Origin of the sequence: Phaeobacter gallaeciensis DSM 26640, assembly GCF_000511385.1 — a bacterium.
GTDB classification, from domain to species: domain Bacteria; phylum Pseudomonadota; class Alphaproteobacteria; order Rhodobacterales; family Rhodobacteraceae; genus Phaeobacter; species Phaeobacter gallaeciensis.
Genome location: NC_023137.1, coordinates 1341786 through 1365159, shown reverse-complemented (window position 1 = coordinate 1365159; position 23374 = coordinate 1341786). Strand labels below are relative to the sequence as shown.

Annotated in this window: 22 protein-coding genes and 5 tRNA genes; 9 read left to right on the top strand and 18 right to left on the bottom strand. The window is 58.4% G+C overall.

The window, feature by feature from the left end:
- Positions 1-89 precede the first annotated feature (89 nt).
- Positions 90-1481 carry a M20/M25/M40 family metallo-hydrolase gene (locus GAL_RS06640; protein WP_024096811.1) on the top strand — a complete coding sequence of 464 codons (1392 nt, stop codon included), beginning with the start codon at positions 90-92 and terminating at the stop codon, positions 1479-1481.
- A 131-nt stretch (positions 1482-1612) separates the two neighbouring features.
- Here GAL_RS06640 and GAL_RS06635 read toward each other — a convergent pair.
- The 8 genes from GAL_RS06635 to GAL_RS06600 form a co-directional block, all read right to left on the bottom strand.
- A tRNA-Asp gene (locus tag GAL_RS06635) sits at positions 1613-1689 on the bottom strand.
- Positions 1690-1778: 89 nt separating this feature from the next.
- Positions 1779-1855: transfer RNA gene (locus GAL_RS06630), tRNA-Asp, on the bottom strand.
- Positions 1856-1905: 50 nt separating this feature from the next.
- Positions 1906-1982: transfer RNA gene (locus GAL_RS06625), tRNA-Asp, on the bottom strand.
- A gap of 287 nt (positions 1983-2269) precedes the next feature.
- A complete protein-coding gene (locus GAL_RS06620; RefSeq protein ID WP_024096810.1) occupies positions 2270-2641 on the bottom strand; it encodes a hypothetical protein in 372 nt (123 codons plus the stop codon).
- Between the two features lie 239 nt (positions 2642-2880).
- Positions 2881-2956: transfer RNA gene (locus GAL_RS06615), tRNA-Val, on the bottom strand.
- 68 nt (positions 2957-3024) lie between these two features.
- The gene (locus GAL_RS06610; protein WP_024096809.1) at positions 3025-3615 is read right to left on the bottom strand and encodes a histidine phosphatase family protein; all 591 of its coding nucleotides are present in this window, start codon (positions 3613-3615) and stop codon (positions 3025-3027) included.
- A gap of 133 nt (positions 3616-3748) precedes the next feature.
- Positions 3749-3823 (bottom strand) — tRNA-Val (locus GAL_RS06605).
- A gap of 105 nt (positions 3824-3928) precedes the next feature.
- A complete protein-coding gene (locus GAL_RS06600; protein WP_024096808.1) occupies positions 3929-4384 on the bottom strand; it encodes an Lrp/AsnC family transcriptional regulator in 456 nt (151 codons plus the stop codon).
- Positions 4385-4513: 129 nt separating this feature from the next.
- Between GAL_RS06600 and GAL_RS06595 the strand changes: the two genes are divergently transcribed.
- Together GAL_RS06595 and GAL_RS06590 are read left to right on the top strand one after the other, a co-directional pair.
- Positions 4514-5569: a Leu/Phe/Val dehydrogenase gene (locus tag GAL_RS06595; RefSeq protein WP_024096807.1), complete on the top strand. Its 1056-nt coding sequence runs from the start codon at positions 4514-4516 to the stop codon at positions 5567-5569.
- 192 nt (positions 5570-5761) lie between these two features.
- A complete protein-coding gene (locus GAL_RS06590; RefSeq protein ID WP_024096806.1) occupies positions 5762-6034 on the top strand; it encodes a YrhK family protein in 273 nt (90 codons plus the stop codon).
- A 295-nt stretch (positions 6035-6329) separates the two neighbouring features.
- Here GAL_RS06590 and GAL_RS06585 read toward each other — a convergent pair whose 3' ends face one another.
- From GAL_RS06585 to tgt, 6 genes are all read right to left on the bottom strand, one after another.
- On the bottom strand, positions 6330-7919 hold the full coding sequence (locus GAL_RS06585; protein ID WP_024096805.1) for a methyl-accepting chemotaxis protein: 1590 nt from the start codon (positions 7917-7919) through the stop codon (positions 6330-6332).
- A gap of 501 nt (positions 7920-8420) precedes the next feature.
- Positions 8421-10835 (bottom strand): endopeptidase La, encoded by a 2415-nt coding sequence (gene lon, locus GAL_RS06580; RefSeq protein ID WP_024096804.1) that lies wholly within the window; start codon positions 10833-10835, stop codon positions 8421-8423.
- Positions 10836-11126: 291 nt separating this feature from the next.
- Positions 11127-11279 carry a hypothetical protein gene (locus GAL_RS22455; protein WP_024096803.1) on the bottom strand — a complete coding sequence of 51 codons (153 nt, stop codon included), beginning with the start codon at positions 11277-11279 and terminating at the stop codon, positions 11127-11129.
- Between the two features lie 275 nt (positions 11280-11554).
- Positions 11555-11905, bottom strand: coding sequence for a hypothetical protein (locus GAL_RS06575; RefSeq protein ID WP_244462736.1), 351 nt, complete (start codon positions 11903-11905; stop codon positions 11555-11557).
- Positions 11906-12003: 98 nt separating this feature from the next.
- Positions 12004-12699: a hypothetical protein gene (locus GAL_RS06570; protein WP_024096801.1), complete on the bottom strand. Its 696-nt coding sequence runs from the start codon at positions 12697-12699 to the stop codon at positions 12004-12006.
- Between the two features lie 75 nt (positions 12700-12774).
- Positions 12775-13905, bottom strand: a complete 1131-nt coding sequence (gene tgt / locus GAL_RS06565; RefSeq protein WP_024096800.1) for a tRNA guanosine(34) transglycosylase Tgt — start codon at positions 13903-13905, stop codon at positions 12775-12777.
- Positions 13906-14266: 361 nt separating this feature from the next.
- Between tgt and GAL_RS06560 the strand changes: the two genes are divergently transcribed.
- Together GAL_RS06560 and GAL_RS06555 are read left to right on the top strand one after the other, a co-directional pair.
- Positions 14267-15160, top strand: a complete 894-nt coding sequence (locus GAL_RS06560) for an SPFH domain-containing protein (RefSeq protein ID WP_024096799.1) — start codon at positions 14267-14269, stop codon at positions 15158-15160.
- Positions 15157-15435 (top strand): NfeD family protein, encoded by a 279-nt coding sequence (locus tag GAL_RS06555; RefSeq protein ID WP_024096798.1) that lies wholly within the window; start codon positions 15157-15159, stop codon positions 15433-15435. Before GAL_RS06560 ends, GAL_RS06555 begins: the two co-directional genes overlap by 4 nt.
- A gap of 89 nt (positions 15436-15524) precedes the next feature.
- On the opposite strand, the gene GAL_RS06550 is transcribed toward GAL_RS06555, so the two are convergent.
- Together GAL_RS06550 and GAL_RS06545 are read right to left on the bottom strand one after the other, a co-directional pair.
- Positions 15525-16199, bottom strand: coding sequence for a DUF1826 domain-containing protein (locus tag GAL_RS06550; RefSeq protein ID WP_024096797.1), 675 nt, complete (start codon positions 16197-16199; stop codon positions 15525-15527).
- The gene (locus GAL_RS06545; protein ID WP_024096796.1) at positions 16196-17407 is read right to left on the bottom strand and encodes a GTP-binding protein; all 1212 of its coding nucleotides are present in this window, start codon (positions 17405-17407) and stop codon (positions 16196-16198) included. The genes GAL_RS06550 and GAL_RS06545 overlap by 4 nt, the downstream gene beginning before the upstream one ends.
- Positions 17408-17644: 237 nt before the next feature.
- On the opposite strand from GAL_RS06545, the gene GAL_RS06540 reads away from it, so the two are divergent.
- From GAL_RS06540 to tpiA, 4 genes are all read left to right on the top strand, one after another.
- Complete coding sequence (locus tag GAL_RS06540; RefSeq protein WP_024096795.1) at positions 17645-18007, top strand: SUF system Fe-S cluster assembly protein; 363 nt, start codon at positions 17645-17647, stop codon at positions 18005-18007.
- A 352-nt stretch (positions 18008-18359) separates the two neighbouring features.
- Positions 18360-19607 (top strand): glycerophosphodiester phosphodiesterase family protein, encoded by a 1248-nt coding sequence (locus tag GAL_RS06535; protein WP_043939818.1) that lies wholly within the window; start codon positions 18360-18362, stop codon positions 19605-19607.
- A gap of 68 nt (positions 19608-19675) precedes the next feature.
- On the top strand, positions 19676-20035 hold the full coding sequence (locus GAL_RS06530) for a HesB/IscA family protein (protein ID WP_014875056.1): 360 nt from the start codon (positions 19676-19678) through the stop codon (positions 20033-20035).
- A gap of 277 nt (positions 20036-20312) precedes the next feature.
- The gene (gene tpiA / locus GAL_RS06525; RefSeq protein ID WP_024096793.1) at positions 20313-21065 is read left to right on the top strand and encodes a triose-phosphate isomerase; all 753 of its coding nucleotides are present in this window, start codon (positions 20313-20315) and stop codon (positions 21063-21065) included.
- Between the two features lie 189 nt (positions 21066-21254).
- Here tpiA and GAL_RS06520 read toward each other — a convergent pair whose 3' ends face one another.
- Together GAL_RS06520 and GAL_RS06515 are read right to left on the bottom strand one after the other, a co-directional pair.
- Positions 21255-22658, bottom strand: coding sequence for a TRAP transporter large permease (locus GAL_RS06520; RefSeq protein WP_024096792.1), 1404 nt, complete (start codon positions 22656-22658; stop codon positions 21255-21257).
- Complete coding sequence (locus tag GAL_RS06515) at positions 22658-23335, bottom strand: TRAP transporter small permease (RefSeq protein WP_024096791.1); 678 nt, start codon at positions 23333-23335, stop codon at positions 22658-22660. Before GAL_RS06515 ends, GAL_RS06520 begins: the two co-directional genes overlap by 1 nt.
- Between the last annotated feature and the right edge of the window lie 39 nt (positions 23336-23374).

Genomic DNA, 23374 nt, shown 5'->3' with positions numbered 1-23374 from the left:
CGGACCATTTTGCGCTGCTCTGGCCCCTGCCGACAGGCGCTGTTAGGGTCCGGCAAACAGCAATCAACAACAGCAGGAGCCTCCTGAATATGTCACTGAACGACGTCCTGGACCGCATTGACACCGATCTTGATGCCGCCACCCAACGGTTGATGGACTTGCTGCGCATCCAGTCGATTTCGACCGATCCCGCTTACAAGGAAGACTGCGACAAGGCTGCCGACTGGCTGGTGGCGGACCTGCGCTCCATTGGGATCGACGCGGAAAAGCGCGCCACCCCCGGCCATCCAATGGTGGTTGGTCACTTCGGGCCGCAGGACGACTCACTGCCGCACGTCCTGTTTTACGGTCACTACGACGTACAGCCAGTGGATCCGCTGGAGCTTTGGAACACCCCACCGTTTGAACCGCAGCTGGAAGAGACCGCGCACGGCACCGTTATCCGTGGTCGTGGCGCGTCCGATGACAAGGGCCAGCTGATGACCTTTGTCGAGGCCTGCCGCGCCTGGCAGACGGTGAACGGCTCCCTGCCCTGCCGCATCACCTTCTTCTTTGAAGGTGAAGAAGAAAGCGGCTCGCCCTCGCTGGTGCCCTTCATGGAACAGCACGCCGCTGAGCTGAAGGCGGATCTGGCGCTGATCTGCGACACCTCCATGGTGTCACGTGGCGTGCCGTCCATTTCCTCACAACTGCGCGGCATGCTGAAGGACGAATTCACCCTGATTGGCCCCCGAATTGACCTGCACTCTGGCCATTACGGTGGCCCCGGCCTCAACCCCTTGCGCGAACTCAGCCGCATTGTGGCGTCTTTCTATGACGAGGACACCGGCAAGGTCGCGGTCGACGGATTCTATGAGGGCGTGCAAGAGGTGCCCGAGGACCAGCTGCGCCAGTGGGAAGGTTGCGGGTTTGAAGAGCAGGACTATCTCTCGAATGCAGGCTACACGCAGGCCCACGGTGAGAAAGACCGCTCTGTGCTGGAACAGCAATGGGCCCGTCCAACACTGGAAGTGAACGGCCTCTGGGGCGGCTACAATGGTGCGGGGTCCAAAACCGTGATCCCGTCCGAGGCGCATTGCAAGATCACCTGCCGTCTGGTTGGCGACATGGACCCGGACGCCCTGCGCCAGAAGATCCGCAAACATGTCGAGGACCGGCTGAAGCCAGACACTCAGGTCAAATGGGACAATGATCTGGAAGGCTCGCGCGCCTCGGTGATGAATATCTCCCGCCCTGAATTTGAGGCCGCTCGTGGTGCACTGTCGGATGAATGGAACCGCGAGGCCGTGTTCTGCGGCATGGGCGGATCCATCCCCATTGCCGGCTTTTTCAAATCGATTCTGGGTATGGATGCAATGCTGATCGGCTTTGCCAATGAAGACGACGCCATCCACTCCCCCAATGAGAAATACGATCTGGAGAGCTTCCACAAAGGCATCCGCTCTTGGGCTCGCGTGCTGGATGCGCTGACCAAGACATAACAAAACCAGTGGTGTGCGCCCGGCGCGCACCACGCCCCGCCCGGCAGGCATCTGCAACCGCCAAGTACGCAGCCACAAACGCAAAAACCCTTCCAAAGAAGGGTGCGTTCATCCGAAATTCTGGAAGAAAGTGGCGCGGTTGACGGGACTCGAACCCGCGACCCCCGGCGTGACAGGCCGGTACTCTAACCAACTGAGCTACAACCGCGCATGGGCCTTTCGGCAGATCAGACGCAAGCGCCTGACGTATATATCCCCTCCGGGGCGGACCCTGATCGTCAGGGCAACGTATGAAAGTGGCGCGGTTGACGGGGCTCGAACCCGCGACCCCCGGCGTGACAGGCCGGTACTCTAACCAACTGAGCTACAACCGCGCATTTACTTTCATCTGGATCCCTTAACCCGGATCCGGGGCGGACAGCAGTGGCGCGGTTGACGGGGCTCGAACCCGCGACCCCCGGCGTGACAGGCCGGTACTCTAACCAACTGAGCTACAACCGCTTGCTGTTCCATCCAACGTCGCCGCTGAATGTTGGGCTGTAATATTCCCAGCACCGAGGGATCGTCAAGCGGTGTTTTGGCATTTTCTCGGGTTTCCGTGAAAAAAAACACCTACCCCTCTGCTTTGCGCCTCAAGGTATTGTTTTTTCTACATTCCCCTGTGGAAACCCAGTCACAGCCACCAACAAGACACACACCACGCGCGCTCTATCAGATCACATCAATCTCATCGCCACCGCAGCGCGCCACGGACGTGGTTGACCCGCCCGTGACGATCCTTGTGCGGATCAGTTGGAAATCATCATCACACCGGCCGTACCCCGGCCCTGCTCACGGATAAACTGCAGCTGATTTCCAGAGACGCCGATTTTCTGACAATCGGTCCCCCGCTCCGGCTGCTTGCCAATCCGCACATTGCGGCACCACAAACTGCCATTCCATTGCCAGGCGCCGACCATCTTACCTTGCTTGGTCTTTCCCTTGATCTTCCCATTGGGCAGAATCTGCATGCTTCCCCAGTCGGCGCTCAGAGTTTTACCACTGACCAGCGCGAGGAAATCGGCCTCGGTCTTCACATGTTTGAAAGACCCCGCCTCCCCCGCGACCGGCATGGCCAGCAGGACAGACACCGCAATTGAGAGGATTGCCTTATACGTCATCACATAAACTCCAAATCATACAATGGTTACAAATTCTCCCGACGTAGCTGATAAAATCATCAGGGGAGAACCAGCAGCCTAGCGTGAGATCGTGTTACCGGCAAATCCAGCCGTCATGCGACGATCAATGATCAAAAATATGATAACCTACGGAAGTCAGCGGTTAACCTCAGGCCACACCCAACAGGTCGACAGCCAAGCGTTGGCAGAGCAATATACGAGCATTTTCAAGGGGGTAATGGTGGGTCGTGAGAGGCTCGAACTCCCGACATCTTCGGTGTAAACGAAGCGCTCTACCAACTGAGCTAACGACCCGGTGAGCGCGGATTTAGAGAAACCCCGCGCTGGACGCAAGAGGTAAATCGCAGAAAACTGCGAAAAAATTACACCTGCGAATTCTCCTCCTGTCGCAGCACCTGCTCCCTGCCCTGCGACAGCTCATAGATACAACCCTGTTCATTCGGCAGCGCCGCCATTTCCGCGCGCGACAGCCCGCAGATCAGCCCGCGCAGAACCTGCCCCCACAGCCCATGCGCCACCACCACAGTCGGTTCGCTCAGCCCGTTCAGAAAGGCCTCAATCCGGGCCTGAAACGCAGCATACCCTTCGCCCTTCGGCGCCGCACAGAACAGATCCAGGCTCAGCGGATTGGCGGCGTAGATTTCCGGATACTCAGCTTCCACCTCCTCCCGGGTCATGCCCTGAAACACGCCGGCCTGCGCCTCGGCAAGCCGCGCATCGGTGGTATAGGGCTGACCACCAAGCGCAATTCGCGCGGTCTGCTGTGCCCGCCCCAGCGGCGAGACAATGCAGGTCGGTCCCTGCGCCAGAATCGGCGCCATCAGACTGGCTTGCTGTTGGGCGTGTTCTATCCCCAGGGGGCTGAGTTTTGATTCCAGCTGGCCTTGGATGCGCCCTTCGGCATTCCATTCCGTCTGCCCATGCCGCAGAAACCAGATTTTCGGATATGCCATGCCTGCCCTCATTGCTGCTTCGCCCTTTGGCGTTGTCGCAACATCTAGACAGGTTTTCCGAGGCAGGGAAGAGCGCGCGCAACAAGACAGCGCGCCGTCTGCAGACACATCAAACTATCAAATTGAGAGAGAATGGTGGGTGATAAGAGATTTGAACTCCTGACATCTTCGATGTGAACGAAGCGCTCTACCACTGAGCTAATCACCCTTGAGCGCGGTGATACCGCCCGCCGCGCGCCGCTGCAAGAGGGGGGATGCGAAAAAATCCGGCGCACCGGGGTTTTCGACCCAGCGCTTTGCCCCAAAACCTGCGCTACTCCAGCGGCAACACATTGCGACAGATCATTGTGCGCAGGGTGAAGCTGGATCGGGTGTTGCGGATGCCCGGAACGCGCATCAGCCGATGTTCGAGAAACCGGTCGAAATCGGTCAAGTCCTGCGCCACCACACGCAGCAAAATATCCCGGCTCCCGGTCATCAGATAGCATTCCATCACCTGATCAAAGCGCCGCACCGCCGCCTCAAAGGCCTGCAGCCCCTCGGTGGACTGGCGCTCCAGCTCCACGGCGACAAAGATGGTGACCGGTAGCCCCACCTCAGTCTGATTCACCCGCGCTGAATAGCCCGAAATCACCCCGCTCTCTTCCAGATTGGCAACCCGCCGGGCGCAGGGCGTCGCGGAAAGGCCAACCTTCTCCGCCAGTTCGGCGATCTTGATCCGCCCGTTTTCCTGAAGAGCGGCCAGTATCTTACGATCGATGTTATCCACGTATTTCCTCTAATTTTCTAACCTATATTAGCGTAAATCTCTAAACTTTACAATCAAGGCGCGCCATTTTGGAGAAAACCCGCGGTTCCCTGAGGGTATTATCTGGCGAAATGGAGGAGCAATCCAAAAATGACAGCCACACTCACCCCCGTCGCCACCTCGACACATGAAGAAGTCTACCGCGTCGAGGATACCTCGGTCGGCCTCACTGGTTTTATCGCTGTGCATTCCACACTACTCGGTCCAGCGGCAGGTGGTCTGCGGATGCGCCCCTATGCCAGCGCCGAAGAGGCGCTGACCGATGTCAAACGCCTGAGCGAAGGCATGACCTACAAGAACGCGGCCGCAGGCCTTGCGCTTGGCGGTGGCAAGGCTGTCATCATTGGCGACCCCGCAACCCAGAAAACACCCGAACTGCTGCGCGCCTTTGCCCGTGCCATCGACAGTCTGAATGGCCGTTACATCACCGCCGAAGACATGGGCATGAGCCCCGAAGATATGGCGATCCTGGCCGAGGAAACCACCTCCGTCGCCGGGTTGGCCGATGGGGAATACGCCTCCGGCGACCCCTCGCCAATCACCGCCCGCGGCATCTTCAACGCCATCCGCACCGCATGGGAGCACAAGACCGGGGAAATCGACCTCACCGATCGGGTTGTCTCCGTTCAGGGGCTTGGTCACGTGGGCTGGTATCTCTGCGACTTCCTCAACAAGGCTGGCGCCAAGCTGATCGTCACTGATGTGAACATGGCTCAGGTCACCCGTGCCGTCGAGGCCTTCGGCGCCACAGCCGTTGCCCCGGATGAGATCTACGCCGTTGAGGCGGATATCTTTGCCCCCTGCGCCATTGGTGGCATTCTCAACAGCAACACCATTCCTCAGCTGAAGGTGGCTCTGGTGGCCGGCGGCGCCAACAACCAGCTTGCCTCCCCTGCGGACGCAACGGCCCTGCACCAGCGCGGCATTCTCTACGCCCCCGATTTCGTGGCCAATGGTGGCGGCATCATCAATGTCGCAACCGAAATCCAGAAGATTCGCAACCGCAACAGCTTTGTTGCCGACCGGCTGGAGGCGCTTGAGGTGACCATGGCGGCAATCCTGACGCAGGCGGCCGCAGATGATGTCAGCCCCGACGCGGTCGCCATCGCCACCGTGCAGGCGAAAATGACGCCAAAGGCCGCCTAAGCAACGGCGACACCCCTCCTGGGGGCGCAAGACGGAAAACCCTGATTTGGTCGGGGAAATGCGACTAGGGCAGCCCAGATGGGTTGCCCTTTTTTGTGCCCAGCGGATCCAGCCTGCAGACAGGTGTTGAACCAAACCGCCATTCAGGCGTTTGATGACAGCAGCACAAAAGAACACCACCAGGAGCCCCGCATGCCCATGTTTCACCCAGACAATCGCAATCGCAGCGACCAGCACAAGAAGATATACGCCTATTGCGAAATTGCCTACACCATTGTCGACGTCTCGGCTGCGGTGCTGTTCGTGGTGGGCAGTGCGCTGTTTTTTCAGGAAGCCACGACCTATGTCGCCACCTGGCTGTTTCTGATCGGGTCGATCCTCTTTGGTCTGCGCCCAACCATCAAACTCTACCGCGAATATGCCTATCTGCGGATGGGCGACTATGAGGATATCACTCGTGAATGAAATAGCGCCCGCCTGCGCATCGCCCAATAATCACCTTGAGTGAAGAACCCCATTCCCGATGTGCTGAGACATCAAAAAACCGAGCGAGCAACGTAACTAGAGCCGAAGACCCACTCACCTGTAGAAATCGTCAGAGACCTTGCCACTTTGAACGTCTGCCAAGCGCGTCAAAACACTGCCTTCGCAATTACGAAGGAAATCATACGTATAAAGGTGGACCTTGATCTGACGCAGCCATTGCTGACAGTATGTTTCAGGACAACCGCTAGTCTCAAACTGTCTTCTCAGCACTGAACTATGACGCAATTGGCAGTTCCGTCCGGATGCTTGCGTCGAATGATGACAATGTGCCCGAGTGATCGAGATTGTTTTCGTCCATAATGCTTTGGGCCGCTGCCGTGATATTGTTCGAAACAAGATCAATGGCGTTGACGACGCCGCGTGTGCCGTCTGAGATTTGACGCGTGGCGGTGTCCTGTTCGGCGATCCCTCGGGCTATTGTCTCTGTTGCCTTGGTCGACTCCCCCAGTGTTTCGGCAATGCTTTTGATTGCAGCGACTGCCTCTTTGGCATCACTCTGAAGGGAGGATAACTGGGTCCCAATCTGATCCGTTGCAGCGCCTGTCTGTGTCGCGAGGCCACGCACTTCGTGTGCAACCACTGCGAAGCCCTTTCCGGCATCACCGGCACGCGATGCTTCAACCGAAGCATTGAGCGCGAGCAGATTTGTTTGCATTGAAATATTGTTGATCATGTCAACAATTGCTCCAATTTTTTCGACACCTTCGCTCAACAATGTGACGGCACGGTATGTCTCATCTGCTTTACTCGATGCCTCGCTGGATCTGGCAGTCGCATCATTCGCATGTTGCAAAATGGTTGAAACGGCGACAGTAAGCTCTTCCGTTGAGGCAGCTACCGACTGTGCGTTGGCGGTTGCATTTTCTGCTGCGCTCGCGACCGAACTATTCAGGTTCTCGGCTATTCCCGCGAGTTGATCGGCGCGCAGCTTGTCTGCCCTGCTCGCATTCGCGGCTGCTTGTTTTTCAAAGTCGATGTCGATCAGGGTGCCACAAGCTCTCGCCGGTGTTCCATCCGGGTGGCGTGTAACACCGCCGATGGCACGAAACCAACGGTAGCCCCCATCCCGCATCATAAGACGATACTCTTGATCATAGCCGGTATTGCCGCTGGCATCTCCCAGGCATGCTGCAAAAGCATCGAAGGTGGGGCCAGCATCTTCCGGGTGCAGCCGGTCAGACCAAGAATTCATCTGGTTAGGAAATCCGTCATGGTCACCAGGTTCAAATCCGACAAGACGGCGGAACTCGTCAGACCATGTCCATTTGCTGTCAGGATGTGTTGCGTCACCATCATGTAACACCGCATCCCAAAGCCCGACGCCTGCATTAGTGTCTAGAACAGTTGCGCGTTCCGACAGATTTTTCTGCTCGTCAACGTCGATCAATGCGCCACAGGCCCGGGTCGGTGCGCCCGTTTCGTCACGTACGGCACCACCCACAGCCTGGAACCACCGATAGGTATTGTCTTTCATTCGCAGACGGTAGGTGACGTCGTATCCAGACCGTCCAGAAGTATCTGCAAGTAGTTCGCCAAAAGCATTGAATGTTGGCTCGACGTCTTCAGGGTGCAACCGGTCAGACCAAGATGTCATTTCATTTGGAAACGCAGCTTCATCATCTGGATCGAACCCCAGCAATCGCCGAAACTCACCAGACCACCACCACTTGCTAGATGGATCCGCTGCGTCACCTTCATGCAAGATGGCATCCCAAAGCCCTACCCCTGCATAACGCCCCAAAACACGGATAAGTTCATCATGTTCATTGACCATGGACTTGGCGGACTTGAAGAATAGGGCCATCGTAACTTCCTTTTACATTCCCGCAGAGCATGGCGCTTTTACCTTAACTAAGGGTTATTTGGAAAAGTATGGGACGTGATGGCAGTGCAGTAGTGCCTTGTCGAATAGTTGGATTTAGAAATTCTTCCAACCACAGAGCCAACTAACCTAACCTAACCTGTTGGTTCGCATTCAGTTCGAGTGAGGGGCGCTTTTTCCTTAACCAAGGGCGTTAAGCGATAGCGGCTTCTTTTCTGCAATCACAAGACATGAGACTGTCCACTGCCGAGTTGAGATGAACGTTCGTTCGGTTCGTCTCTTGCCGGTTGGTACTATTCACATCTACAAAAATCTGTGTCGCCAACGTTCCTATCGCGGACATTCGAATGAAAGTCTGGGCTCAAAGCCGTCCACCCAATCGTAACAAACACTTCCGCGCTCCAAGTCCACTCTTCGACACATCGCAATAAGGCGACCCCGTAAAGGGTCGCCTTATTATTTTTTGTCCAATTGAGATCAATCTCAGATCATACGAGCCGCGTCGTCGGGCGTGCCCAGTGCGGCCTTAGCGGCGGCGGCAGCGGCGGCTTCCTCTGCCGCCTCATCCCACTCCACCGGCTCGGGCGTAGCGGTCAGCGCATGTTCCAGAACCTCGGACACGTGGCTGACGGGGATGATGGTAAGCCCCTCTTTCACATTATCCGGGATATCTGGCAGGTCTTTTTCGTTCTCCTGCGGGATCAGTACCGTCTTGATGCCACCACGCAGGGCCGCCAGCAGTTTCTCCTTCAGGCCGCCAATCGCCGTCGCGTTCCCACGCAGTGTCACTTCGCCAGTCATGGCGATGTCCTTGCGCACCGGAATGCCGGTCAGCACCGACACAATCGCCGTCACCATGGCCAGACCAGCGCTTGGCCCATCCTTTGGCGTGGCCCCATCTGGCACGTGCACGTGGATATCAATCTTGTCAAACTTCGGCGGCTTCACCCCAAGCTGCGGCGAAATTGAGCGCACATAGCTGGATGCCGCCTCAATCGACTCCTTCATCACATCGCCCAGCTTACCGGTGGTCTTCATCCGACCTTTGCCCGGAAGGCGTAGCGCCTCAATGCTCAGCAGTTCACCGCCAACCGATGTGTACGCCAGACCGGTCACAACACCGACTTGATCCTCTTTCTCGGCCAGCCCGTAGCGATACTTCGCAACACCAAGGAAGTCATCCAGATTATCGCCTGTGACAGATACGGTTTCCGCCTCTTTCTTCACGATCTTGGTCAGCGATTTCCGCGCCACTTTGGCGATTTCCCGCTCCAGGTTCCGCACCCCCGCCTCGCGGGTATAGGTGCGGATGATCTCGGTCAGCGCCTCATCGGTCAGCTCGAACTCCTTGGCCTTCAAACCATGGTTCTTCACCTGCTTGGAAATCAGGTGCTGCTTTGCGATCTCGCGCTTCTCGTCCTCGGTATACCCCGACAGCGGGATGATCTCCATCCGATCCAGTAGCGGCCCAGGCATATTGTAGCTGTTCGAGGTAGTCAGGAACATCACGTTCGACAGGTCATATTCCACTTCCAGATAGTGGTCCATGAAGGTCGCGTTCTGTTCCGGGTCCAGCACCTCCAGCATGGCGCTCGCCGGATCGCCGCGGAAATCCTGCCCCATCTTGTCGATCTCATCGAGCAGGATCAGAGGGTTGGTGGTCTTCGCCTTCTTCAGCGCCTGAATGATCTTACCGGGCATCGAGCCGATGTAGGTCCGGCGGTGACCGCGGATCTCGCTCTCATCGCGCACACCCCCAAGGGAGATGCGGATAAACTCGCGACCGGTCGCCTTGGCAACGGATTTACCAAGCGAGGTCTTACCAACACCCGGTGGGCCAACGAGGCACAGGATCGGGCCTTTCAGCTTGGCAGAGCGTTGCTGCACCGCGAGATATTCAACGATGCGCTCCTTGACCTTTTCCAGACCATAGTGATCGGCGTCCAGAATGTCTTGCGCCCGGCTCAGGTCTTTCTTCACACGCGATTTGGTACCCCAGGGCAGCGCCAGGATCCAGTCAAGGTAGTTGCGCACAACTGTGGCCTCGGCCGACATCGGCGACATGTTCTTGAGCTTCTTCAGCTCGGCCTCAGACTTTTCGCGCGCCTCTTTGGACAGCTTGGTTTCAGCGATCTTCGCCTCCAGCTCGGCCACCTCGTTAGAGCCGTCCTCACTGTCGCCGAGTTCCTTCTGAATGGCCTTCATCTGCTCATTCAGGTAATATTCGCGCTGGGTCTTCTCCATCTGCGTCTTGACGCGGGTCTTGATCTTCTTCTCGACCTGCAACACCGACAGCTCGCCCTGCATCAGGCCATAGACCTTCTCCAGACGCTCAGAGACCGACAGAGTCTCCAACAGGTCCTGCTTATTGTCGACCTCAATACCCAGATGACCGGCCACCAGATCGGCCAGCTTGGCCGGCTCCGTGGTCTCGCCAACGGCGCTCAGCGCCTCTTCCGGGATATTTTTACGGACCTTAGCATAGCGCTCGAACTCATCGCCTACTGTGCGCAACAGCGCCTCGACGGTGGTCACATCGCCGGGCATCTCGTTCAGATATTCCGCGCGCGCTTCAAAGAAGTTGTCGTTTTCCAGATATTCGGTGATCTTCACCCGCGCATGGCCTTCAACCAACACCTTCACGGTGCCGTCGGGCAGCTTCAGCAGCTGCAACACGTTAGCCAGCACGCCAACATTATAAATGCCATCGGATTGCGGATCATCCTCCGCAGGGTCGATCTGGCTGGACAGCAGGATCTGCTTGTCGTCAGTCATCACCTCTTCCAAGGCACGCACAGATTTGTCCCGCCCAACAAATAGCGGTACGATCATATGTGGGAACACAACGATGTCGCGCAGCGGCAGGACGGGGTAGGATGAATTGAGTGGCTCTTGCATACTCGGTCCTTCGATTTGGCAAGACGCCCCCGCCCCGATCAGTCGGCAGCTTTGGTGCGTCTCCTCATTGGCTTTTTTATCTGGTGCAGCAGGAGAAGGATTTCAACCGCCGTGCCTCAATGTTTGGGATCACATTGCCCTCAGCGCGTCCGAACCACAAGGGCGCAAATGGGCACAGAGATACCAAATGATTAAAGACGATCCCGAGAGGCCGCCCATTCGCAACATCTGTTAACCGGTCTGCCCGACCCTCCATTTGTCATAGGGCATCCGGCCAAATCCGCAGCTGTGCTAGTCGATGGCCGTGACACTCAGATGACCGAGGCTACCGCCCCGCGCCGCAGGATCGGAGCGGTCGTCCATCAGTGCAAAAATCGCCACTCCCGTAGCCAGCAAAATCATCAGCGAACAATGCGCCAGTCCAGTCGAAGCCGTGTCATTCATCGGATCTCTCCACTTGGGTCGTTAAATGTCTGCCTCGCAGTTCACTGCTGATTTGTGGCGCAAAGGTGTTCAGGGCGGGCCCCGCCGGTGAACATTCGCTCAAGTTTTCGACAACACTCGCAAAACATAGGTGGACCACAGACAAACGCCGACGCTCGCCCCTGCACCTTAGATTACATCTGCTCAATATTTCCTTGCGCACGCGTGTCGTGAAAGCCCTTCTGCCAGGCTTCAAAGCGGCTCTCCACCAGTGTCAAACGCAGTCTGCCCGCATCTCAAAACTCTGCAGGTCGTTTGTTCCTGTGCAGCACATACGGAACCATGCCCGATGACAAGTTGTACACATCACCAGCCAACGCGCCCTCAAGCGCCCCACCCAGAACGGTCTGCAACTGGCATTCTTTTTGACCACCGACAACACGCGTCACGGGATTGTAGGAGCTGTGAGGATAGGTGAAGCAGAGATAATACTCGCCCGCGACAAACTCTTGAACCCAATCCCCACGAAGCGCAGCCCTGTTTCCGGGATACCAAAGCCAGACATGCTTTTCGCTGTAGTAGGTGACTTGGTAGCCATGCCCCTTGTCCCAGTGCAGATAGGTCACCCCTGAGGAGGGATAGGTCAATCCCTCCTCAGAGATCCGGTCTACGGAGGGATTGAGTTTGGTAACCTCGTGCCCGCTGCACGCGGCAATACATAGCGCAATAAGCCCGACACACCTCCCTAGAACAAGCATTTCATCCTCAGTAAAGCTGATTTGGTGCCGCTGTAGCGATGAGTTTTGTAGTAGAAATTCGGTACCGGTCTGGTTTCACGATTCAGGAGAAAGCCAATTCCGAGCCGGTCTAAGTCCGCTTTTTTCATCTCCAGAATTCGATCCAAACGACCGCCTAGCGCCGCATTCACACGGGCCTGTTGCCGGGGTGTCAACGGAACGTCCTCGCGGATCGGTCTGTCATCAAGGCTCACCGTGCCAGCGGCACAAATTGTCTGGCGTGCGGCCGTTTTTGCCAGTCCCAAGACGCGCCCTGACGTCCGGCCCGAAGTCAGGTCACTGTGAAGGGCAACCAGCTCAGGCTTTGATAGCCCGGCAAAAACACTGCTCGGCAAATGCTCAGGCGGACGGAAAGTGCTTTCTGATGTGTCTACGGCAACTTGAAAGTAGACGGCGTTACCCTTGACGGCATCATGCCGCGCTGCACCACCTGGAACAAAAATCACTGCAGCCGAGACTCTCTTGGCAGCAAGGCCACCATCAAAAAAGGGTCTATCGCCACCGCGCTGATAGAGCTCCATCGCGGCAACATCTTGAAAGCTCAGCTGTTTAGGCGGTCGGGATGATGAGCTGCCGCCCTCCATGCATGCAGAGAGGCTCAAGACAGTGCCCAAACAAACTGTGACGCGTGTCAAAAAATTCATCGGATCAATTCCATACTGGAGAAAAAGACGTAATTTCAAATTCACTGCTGGTGCGTAGTCGATTTTGGCTTGTGATCAAAGCCGCTCGATATCCCCTTGCGCGCGGGTGTCGTGGAAGTCCTTTTGCCAGGCCTCAAACGTCCCCGCTGCAATCGCGTCGCGCATACCCTGCATGATCTCCTGGAAGTAATGCAGGTTGTGCCAGGTCAGCAGCATGCCGGAGATCATCTCGTTGGAGCGGAACACATGGTGCAGATAGGCGCGGGAATAGTTGCTGCACGCCGGGCAGGAGCACTTCTCATCCAAGGGGCGCGGGTCATCCTGATGGCGGGCGTTTTTGATATTCACCACACCGTAGCGGGTGAACGCCTGCCCCGTCCGACCAGAACGCGACGGCAACACGCAGTCCATCATATCAATGCCACGGGCCACCGCGCCGACGATATCATCGGGTTTGCCCACGCCCATCAGGTAGCGCGGCTTGTCCTCGGGCAGGAAACCGGGGGCATAATCAAGGCAATCAAACATCGCCTCCTGCCCCTCGCCGACCGCAAGGCCGCCGACTGCATAGCCCTCAAAACCGATCTTCGTCAGCGCCTCGGCGCTTTCCTCGCGCAGGTCCTGCTCCAGCCCGCCCTGCATAATGCCAAACAGCGCATGGCCGGGTCGATCGCCAAAGGCCTCGCGGCTCCGCTCCGCCCAGCGCATCGACAGGCGCATTGATTCAGCAATACGGTCGCGGTCCGCAGGCAGCGCGGGGCATTCGTCAAAACACATCACGATATCGGATCCCAACAGCTTCTGGATCTCCATCGACCGCTCTGGCGTCAGCTCGTGCTTGGAGCCATCCACATGGCTTTTGAAGGTCACGCCCTTCTCGGTCAGCTTGCGCAGGCCCGCCAGCGACATCACCTGAAACCCGCCACTGTCCGTCAGGATCGGCCGATCCCAGTTCATGAACTTATGCAACCCGCCCAAACGGTCGATCCGCTCCGCCGTGGGGCGCAGCATCAGATGATAGGTGTTGCCCAAAAGGATATCCGCCCCGGTCGCACGCACGCTCTCCGGCATCATCGCCTTTACGGTTGCGGCTGTGCCAACCGGCATGAAGGCAGGCGTGCGGATCTCCCCGCGCGGTGTATTGATCACCCCGGTACGGGCCTTGCCATCGGTGGCTTTCAGGTCGAATGAGATTTTCGGCGCCATGATATCTTCCTCGGGGCTGTCATATGCGGGATCCCGCCGCAGCGAATGAATGTCAATCGGGGTCACCTGCCACCTGACCCCGTGTTCCGCCCTCCTCGTGGGATCAACAGAACTTGCCGGATGTGCCCCATCCCGGCCCGGTTTTCAAGTCTGCATGGGTCTCTCCCTCATCGAAGGCCCGTGTCATCGGCAAAAGGGCTTGCCCGCGCTGTCATGCGCCTATCGCAGTGGTGTTCCCCTTGTTTGCCGCTATTGCAACGGCCATAGAGATGCAGACCGCACCCCCACCGTCGGATCTTGAATTCGGCGTGAGGAATGCCAAATTGAATACCATAGTATACAAACATCATTGCGAGGCATAATGACCGAGGAATTGCTGCTATCCCTGCTGACGCAGAACATCATTTACATTCTGGGCGCGATCTTCCTGATCATCCTGATTTTCAAGGGAATCCGCATCGTGCCGCAGTCAGAGAAATATGTGGTCGAACGCTTTGGCCGCCTGCATGCGGTGCTTGGGCCGGGCATCAACTTCATCGTGCCGCTGCTGGATTCCGTCGCCCATAAGGTCTCCATCCTGGAACGTCAGCTGCCCAATGCGAGCCAGGACGCCATCACCAAGGACAACGTGCTGGTGCAGATCGATACCTCTGTCTTCTACCGCATTCTTGAGCCGGAAAAGACCGTCTACCGCATCCGTGACGTGGATGGCGCCATTGCCACCACCGTGGCCGGGATCGTGCGCGCCGAAATCGGCAAGATGGATCTGGACGAGGTGCAATCCAACCGATCCCAGCTGATCGGTCAGATCCAGAACAGCGTCGAAAGCGCCGTCGATGACTGGGGCATTGAGGTGACGCGTGCCGAGATCCTCGACGTGAACCTCGATCAGGCCACCCGCGACGCCATGTTGCAGCAGCTCAATGCCGAACGCGCCCGCCGCGCCCAGGTGACCGAGGCCGAGGGCCAGAAACGCTCTGTTGAGCTGGCGGCTGACGCCGAACTCTACGCCGCCGAGCAGACCGCCAAGGCCCGCCGCATTCAGGCCGACGCTGAAGCCTACGCAACAGAGGTGGTTGCCAAAGCGATCGCCGAAAACGGGCTGGAGGCGGCGCAGTATCAGGTTGCCCTGAAACAGGTCGAGGCGCTCAACACCCTTGGTTCAGGCAATGGCAAGCAGACCATTCTGGTCCCTGCCAACGCATTGGAAGCTTTCGGCAATGCCTTCAACATGCTGAAAGGTGTCGGGAAATGACCGCTCTGCTCTCGGTCTGGTGGGTCTGGATCGCCATAGCCATCGGCCTCGCCATTGTTGAGGTTCTGGCGCCGGGGTTCATCTTCGTGGGGTTTGCCATCGGGGCCGTCGCTGTGGGGCTGCTGCTGGCGCTCACCCCGGCCGGCACCATCACCCTGCCCGTGCTCCTGCTGATCTACGCCACCCTCTCCCTGATCGCCTGGCTTACCTTGCGCCACTTTTTCAAAGGGCCGAAAGGTCAGGTGAAACACTTCGATCGGGATATCAACGACTGACAAAACCCCCGCCCGATAGACTTTGGGCGGGGGTTTCTGACTGGATAGGCAGCTCACCTGTAGCATGAACGCCCAATAACAGGCGTCCGTTAGTGCAGAGGCACCCCAACGGGCGTGACCATATGGTGGTCCATCTCATCGTCCGGGTCGGTCACCGGATCCAGCACCAGAACCAAACGAGTTTCGCCAGTGCCTTCAATCGGCGGAGACCGGTGCAGAAGCCCAGACGCCGGTTGCGCAGGCCAGCGGCTTCCGCGCAGCAGCAACGGTGATCCGGTGGCGACCGTTTGAACCTCGGCTGGCTCTGCCCCCTGATGCGACATCCCCAGCTGGGTTCCGGTGCCCCGATAGGTACAGACCAATCGGGCCGTGATGGCGTCCACATGAAATTTGCGACAGGCATTGGTGGTCACCACATCCAACCGGAACCGCAGGTATCTGGCATCCATCAGCAACGAGAACTCGCGCGCAAGCCCCGCGACATGCGCCTGAAGCCAGTCCTGCCCAGCCCCCTGCGGCAGGCCGGACATGGCGCAGAACTCCGCAAAGACACGCGCGACGCTCTCTGGCTGCACAATAACACGACCACGCGGCAAACGCTCCGGATCGATCTGCTCAAGCCAGCGCCGGATATCGGCGGGCATGCCACGCTGCCAGATCAATGCCGCGCAATCGGGATCAAGAAAGCGGCGCAAGCCCGCCTCCTCCCCAGTGATGTCGCAGCCCATAACAAGATCCGAAGCGGCGCTATCAAGAACCGTCATGCCGCCGCCTCTGCCCGTTTCCAAAGTGGGAAGGGATCTGGGTAATCCGGCAGTTGATCTGGACCAGCGGCCGCCTCCAAGGGCACAAGACATCCATCCAGCTGCGCCTTTAGCCCAGCCCAATCGATGCCGGACCCGATGAACACCAACTCCTGACGGCGATCCCCCCAAGGCTCCTGCCAATGGGCTTTTATGTAGGCCCGCGCCTGCTCATGGGTGGGGTGCCGCTCGACCGGGACAGAGGCCCACCAGGTGCCCAGCGGTTTGACACTAGACAAAGCCCCTGCCAGCGAAAACTCCGCCACCCAATCCGGCCGGGTGGAGATCCAGAAATGCCCTTTGGCCCGGATCACCCCCGGCAAATCACCGTTGAGAAACGCCAATATCCGCTCCGGGACAAAGGGTTGCCGTGCCCGGTAAACATAGGACGCGACGCCGTATTCCTCGCTCTCCGGCACGTGGTCGGCAAAGCCGTAAAGTTCCTTAGCCCACATCGGGTGTTCATGCGCCCGTTCAAAGTCGAACAAACCCGTATCCAGAATTTTCTCTGCCGTGACATCGCTATGATTGGCGTCGATTATTTGGGCATCGGCATTCAGGCTGCGAATAATCTTGCGCGCGGCATCGGCCTCATCCGGGCCTGCGTCAGCCACCTTGTTCAGGATCACCACATCGGCGAATTCGATCTGATCGGTCAGCAGATGCACCAGCGTGCGCTCATCTTCCTCGCCCAGGGTCTCACCCCGATCCTCAAGGAAATCATGGGAGGAGAAGTTTTGGCGCAGGTTGACCGCATCCACCACCGTCACCATCGTATCAAGCCGCGCCACATCCGAAAGGCTCTCGCCTCCCTCATCGCGGAACTCAAAGGTAGCCGCGACCGGCAGCGGCTCAGAGATGCCGGTGGATTCGATCAACAGATAATCAAACCGCCCCTCGTCAGCCAGACGCCGCACCTCCGCCAGCAGATCATCGCGCAAGGTGCAGCAGATACAGCCATTGGACATTTCCACCAGTGTTTCATCCGTGCGGCTCAATTCCGTATGCGCGCGCACAAGATCGGCATCGATATTGATCTCCGACATGTCGTTCACGATCACGGCGACCCGGCGCCCGTCACGATTGTTGAGAATACGATTGAGCAACGTTGTTTTACCAGCGCCAAGAAATCCGGACAGAACCGTTACAGGAAGGCGATTATCGTTCATCAAATTAGATACCCAGTCTGAAGGTCAGCGCGACGGATGAGAGCACCTCCCGGCACAATCGGCAGACAAGCCCTCACGAGTCGCAAGAAATGTTACGATATAACATATCAATCTAAGGCAACAAGACCCAATCGACCCTTCTGCGACGCTTGATCACAAAGCGACATACGATCCGCCACTGGACCCCTGCCCCCAGCTTCCCTATATAAACTGTCAGGAAACGAACCGAGGCCCTGAATGACCAATGCATCCGAACCGCTGGAAGGCACACCGCTGATCGCCCCCTCTTCAGTCAGCCATGAGCTGTACGAGCCCGTGGTGGACGCGTGCCGGTCTGTCTATGACCCCGAAATTCCTGTGAATATCTATGAGCTGGGGCTGATCTATACGATCGACATCTCAGCCGAGAATGATGTGAAGATCATCATGACCCTCACCGCCCCCGGCTGCCCGGTCGCAGGCGAGATGCCGGGCTGGATTGTCGATGCCGTCTCTCCTGTCCCCGGTGTCAAAAGCTGCGATGTCGAGCTGACATGGGAGCCGCCCTGGGGCATGGACATGATGTCCGATGAGGCGCGGCTCGAACTCGGCTTCATGTAACCACATCTGCGGATGGCGGGGCCTGACCGCCGCCTGATCCGATCTTGTTCCACCAGACAGAACGCGGCACGGCCTCTGGCCTGCCGCGTTTTTCGTACCCCTTGCACGGGGCAGACACAGGCACAGCCACCAGGCGCGCGCAGCCCAAGCGGGACCGCACGCAGGCGAACGTCGCGCAAGGCCGCTACAATCCGCGCGCCCCCTCTTGCCCCGGAGAGGCAAGCCCCCGTAACATCCAAGATATAAACCGCTGCGGCTCACCTGCAGCCGCTCTTGGTGCGATCCACGGAATACTGCCGCAACACATCCCAAGGGCGCCCCCAAATGATTTGGAGTTTCCCTATTGTCCCGCATATCCCCCTTCTGCGCGCGTCTGATCTCCCTGGCTCTTGCCGCGCCCTTATGCGCCAGCGCCGCCGCGGACACCTCGCCTGCGGACACCATCGCACTCAGCTACGGCCCGCGCCCGGCCTATCTGGTGGATGCCCTGCCGGATGGCGCGCTGAAGACCAAGCTGCAATCCTGCGCCGGACAAACGCCTCAGCGCAGCGATTTCTCCATCGCCCATCGCGGCGCCCCGCTGATGTTTCCCGAACACACAGTTGAGGGCAATCGCGCCGCTGCCACCATGGGCGCCGGGATCATGGAATGCGACGTGACCTTCACCAAGGATCTGGAACTGGTCTGCCGCCACTCGCAGAACGACCTGCACACCACCACCGATATCCTCACCAGCGATCTTGCCGACCGCTGCACCCAGCCCTTTGCCCCGGCCACCGCCGATGCTCCGGCAAGTGCCGAATGCCGCACCAGCGATCTGACACTGGCAGAGCTGATGACGCTGCACCCAAAAATGGACAGCCGTGACCCCACCGCCACCAGTGCCGCCGCCTTTCAGGGCGGCCTCGCCCCCTGGCGCAGCAGCCTGCATCAGGACGGCACGACGCTACTCAGCCATGCCGACAGTATCGCTTTGTTCCGCAACCTCGGCGCAAAATTCACCCCTGAGCTGAAGGCGCCAACCGTCACCATGCCCTTCAACGGGATGACGCAAGAGGCTTATGCGCAGAAACTGATCGACGCCTATGTCACCGCCGGGATCCCCGCCAGCGATGTCTGGGTGCAGAGTTTTGACCTCAGCGACATCAAATACTGGCTCACCCAGACGCCCGAATTTGGCCGTCAGGCCGTCTACCTGGATGATCGCTTTGCCCGCCATGACGACGACGAAGGCAAGGTCGATCCCATGGATCCCGCAACCTTTCGCCCCTCCATGCCAGAGCTGAAGGAGATGGGTCTCAACTATATCGCGCCGCCGATCTGGATGCTGCTGACATTGGAAGATGGCCGTATGGTCCCCTCTCCCTATGCCAAAGCTGCGCGCGAGGCTAGTCTCGATATCATCACCTGGACGCTGGAGCGCTCCGGCCCGCTTAAAAACGGCGGTGGCTGGTATTTCCAGTCCGTCGCTGATGTGGTGCAATCGGATGCCTCCACCTATCAGGTGCTTGATGTGCTGGCACAGGATGTAGGCGTTGTCGGGGTGTTTTCCGACTGGCCCGCAACCGTCACTTACTACGCCAATTGCATGGGGCTGTGACCGCAGCCCCTTGAGCCTTAGCCATGCCCCCCCTAGATTAGGGATAACGCGCGATAGTGGAGACAGACATGTTCGGCATTCCCGGCAAACAAGCGGTGACCATCACCGACAAGGCAGCGGCCCAGATTGCCAAGCTGATGGACAAGGGCGGCCATTCCGGCCTGCGCATCGGCGTGAAGAAGGGCGGCTGTGCCGGCATGGAATATACCATGGAATATGTCGATCAGCCCGACCCCAACGACGAAGTGGTCGAACAAGACGGTGCCCGGGTGCTGATCGCGCCGATGGCGCAGATGTTCCTCTTCGGCACCGAGATCGACTATGAGGTCTCGCTCCTTGAGGCCGGGTTCAAGTTCAACAACCCCAATGTCTCCGAGGCCTGCGGCTGTGGAGAATCGATCAGCTTCAAGGACATGCCCGCAGGCTGATCCACAGTAGAGCGGCCCTGTGATCTCGCCGATGTGCGGGTGGTCGCGCGCAGACAGCACCAAAAAGAGGCAGATCTCTGCCTCCTTTTTGCGCCCGGTTATCGGCGCATTCCCCTATTATTCAATTCGGTATTGTTCAACATGTGCTGACCACCGCCCCTGATGAACAGTCGAATTGTTCCCAATTCCGAACAATGTTAGGACAGACCCAGCAGCAAGGTGCCGCGCGCCAAAAGGTGACCGCAGGCAACATCAGACGATTGAGGGAGATACGCAGATGCGTCGGAAACTGGCCGCAGGCAATTGGAAAATGAACGGCACCGCAAGTGCGCTGACCGAGCTGGGCAATCTTGCTTATAGCTGCAAGTCCGCCAAGGCCGAGGTGCTGATCTGCCCACCCGCAACCCTGCTCTACCGCGCGGCCAATGTCTGCGTCGACAGCAAGGTGGACATTGGCGCTCAGGATTGCCACAGCGCCACCTATGGCGCCCACACCGGAGATCTGAGCGCGGAAATGCTGCATGATGCGGGCGCGACCGCCGTAATCCTCGGCCATTCCGAACGCCGGGCCGACCATGGCGAGACGGATGAAACGGTCCGCGCGAAGGCCAAGACCGCCATCGCCGCTGGGCTGACCGCGATCATCTGCGTGGGCGAAACCCTCAAGGACCGCGAGGCGGGCAAAACACTTGATGTGGTGCAGGCGCAACTTGCAGGCTCACTCCCCGATGACACCAGCGGCACCACCGTGGTGGTTGCCTATGAACCGGTCTGGGCTATCGGCACCGGTAAGGTGCCCACAGTCGAACAGATTGCCGAGGTGCACAACGACCTGCGCGCAAGCCTGGTCAAACGCTTCGGCGGCGAAACTGCCAATGCCATCCGCCTGCTCTATGGCGGCTCGGTCAAGGCCAGCAACGCCAAGGAAATTTTCGCCGTGGCTCATGTCGACGGCGCGCTGGTTGGCGGCGCCAGCCTGAAGGCGGCAGATTTTGCCCCCATCGTCGCGGCCCTCGACGCCAGCGACTAAACGCGCCTCACGGCAGGAGTATTTGGGGAAAGATGACAGACCCCGCGCCCCCGCTGTCACCTTTCGATAAATACTCTGGGGTGAACGCGCGCCAGCGCAGAGGGGCAACGCCCCTGACTTAACGCCAGACAGAAAAGGCCCGGGACTTGCTCCCGGGCCTTTTCATATTCTGAGGGGCGCTGCTCCGCGCTACTTGGTTATGATCTCCGGCCCCATCACCGCATTCGGCAGCACGGTTGATATCCACGGAATATAGGTGATCATGATCAGGAACACGAAGAGCACCGCGAGGAACGGCAGTGCGGCCCGCACCACCGCCATCATCGGCATTCCGGCAACCCCGGAGGTCACGAAGAGGTTCAGACCAACTGGCGGAGTGATCATGCCGATTTCCATGTTCACCACCATGATGATGCCCAGGTGGATCGGGTCGATGCCGAGCTCAATAGCAATCGGGAACACCAGCGGCGCCACGATCACCAACAGCCCCGACGGCTCCATGAACTGACCGCCGATCAGCAGGATCACATTGACCACGATCAGGAACATCACAGGGCCAAAGCCCGCCGACAGCATCGCCGTGGCAATCTGCTGTGGCACCTGCTCATCGGTCAGCACATGTTTCAGGATCAGCGCATTGGCGATCACGAACAGCAGTGTCACCGTCAGCTTACCAGCTTCAAACAGCGCATGGCGCGTATCGGCGTGAAAAAAGGACGGGATGAAATAAACCACCGTCTGTCCCAGCATTTTGGGCAGCATGGTCAGAAACTGCCCCATATCCTTGGGTTTCGGCGCAGATTTCAACGGCCCCATATCACGGTAGACAAATGTCGCCACGAAGAAGGCATAGACCGACGCCACCGCCGCGGCCTCTGTCGGCGTGAAGATCCCGCCATAGATACCACCAAGAATGATGCCGATCAGGAGCAGACCAACCGAGGCATTGCCAGCCGAGGCGGCAACTTCTCCCCATCCCAGCCATTCGCCCTTGGGCAGGTTCTTGACCTTGGCCATCACATAGATGGTCACCATCAGCATGAGGCCAGCCATCAGCCCCGGAATAACGCCAGCAAGGAACATCCGCCCGACGGAAACCTCAACCGCCGCCGCATAAACCACCATCACGATGGACGGCGGGATCAGGATGCCGAGCGTGCCCGCGTTACAGATCACACCAGCGGCGAATTCCTTGGAGTAGCCAACCTGCCGCATGCCTGAGATCACGATGGAGCCGATGGCCACCACCGTCGCTGGAGACGAACCGGACAGCGCTGCAAACAACATACAGGCAAAGACGCCGGCAATCGCCAGACCACCCGGCAAATGGCCCACACAAGCGATGGAGAACCGAATGATCCGCCGTGCCACACCGCCCGTCGTCATGAAGCTTGAGGCCAGAATAAAGAAGGGGATCGCCAGCAGCGTGAAATGCCCTTCAAAGGCTTCAAACAGCGTGCCCGCAACCGAGGCCAGCGAACTATCGGAATAGATCAGCAGGAACAATGTCGAGCTGAGGCCAAGCGCCACCGCAATCGGAACCCCGATCAGCAACAGCCCAATGACCATGGAAAACAATAGGACGACATCCATCAGTCGTGCTCCCCGCGCTGCGCCTGCACTTCGGCGATTTCATCTTCGACCTCATGACTGGCCACCAGCCGGTCCACATCGCCGCGCAGGATCTGCAGCCCCGCCTGCACAAAGCGCAGCACCATCAGCAGCATCGACAGCGGCAGCACCACATAGGGCACCACTTTGGGCAGTTTCTCGTAGGAATCGCCGTAGTTGATCAGGTCTTCGAGAAAGCGCAGAAAGCTCACCATCGGCACATCCTGCACCTCGTAGAAACTCTGGCTCCGCGCCTTCATATCGAAACCGGTGGGAAACCAGCGCCCGGAAGTGGGCGGCAGATCGGCAAAGACCGCCCAATAGTCATAGGCGCCCTTTAGCAACAGCAGCGAGAACACCAGACAGCAGCCGACCGAGATCAGCCCGATCACCCGGCGCGCGCCCGGCGACACCATATTGAGGATCGCATCGACCCCCAGATGGGCATGGACCTTCACCGCATAGGATGCGCCCAGCAGCACCAGCCAGGCAAACAGGAACACCGTCAGCTCCAGCGCCCAAAGAATGTTGGAATTGAACACAAATCTCGCCACCACATTGGCAAATGTGATCAGAGTCATCAGCCCCAGCAGCAGCGCAATCAGCGTCTCTTCGAGTGTATTGATAAGCCCGGTCGGGCCAGGTTTTGCCCCCGCCATATCGCTCTCCCTCGATGTTTGGATAATGGGATACCGGCG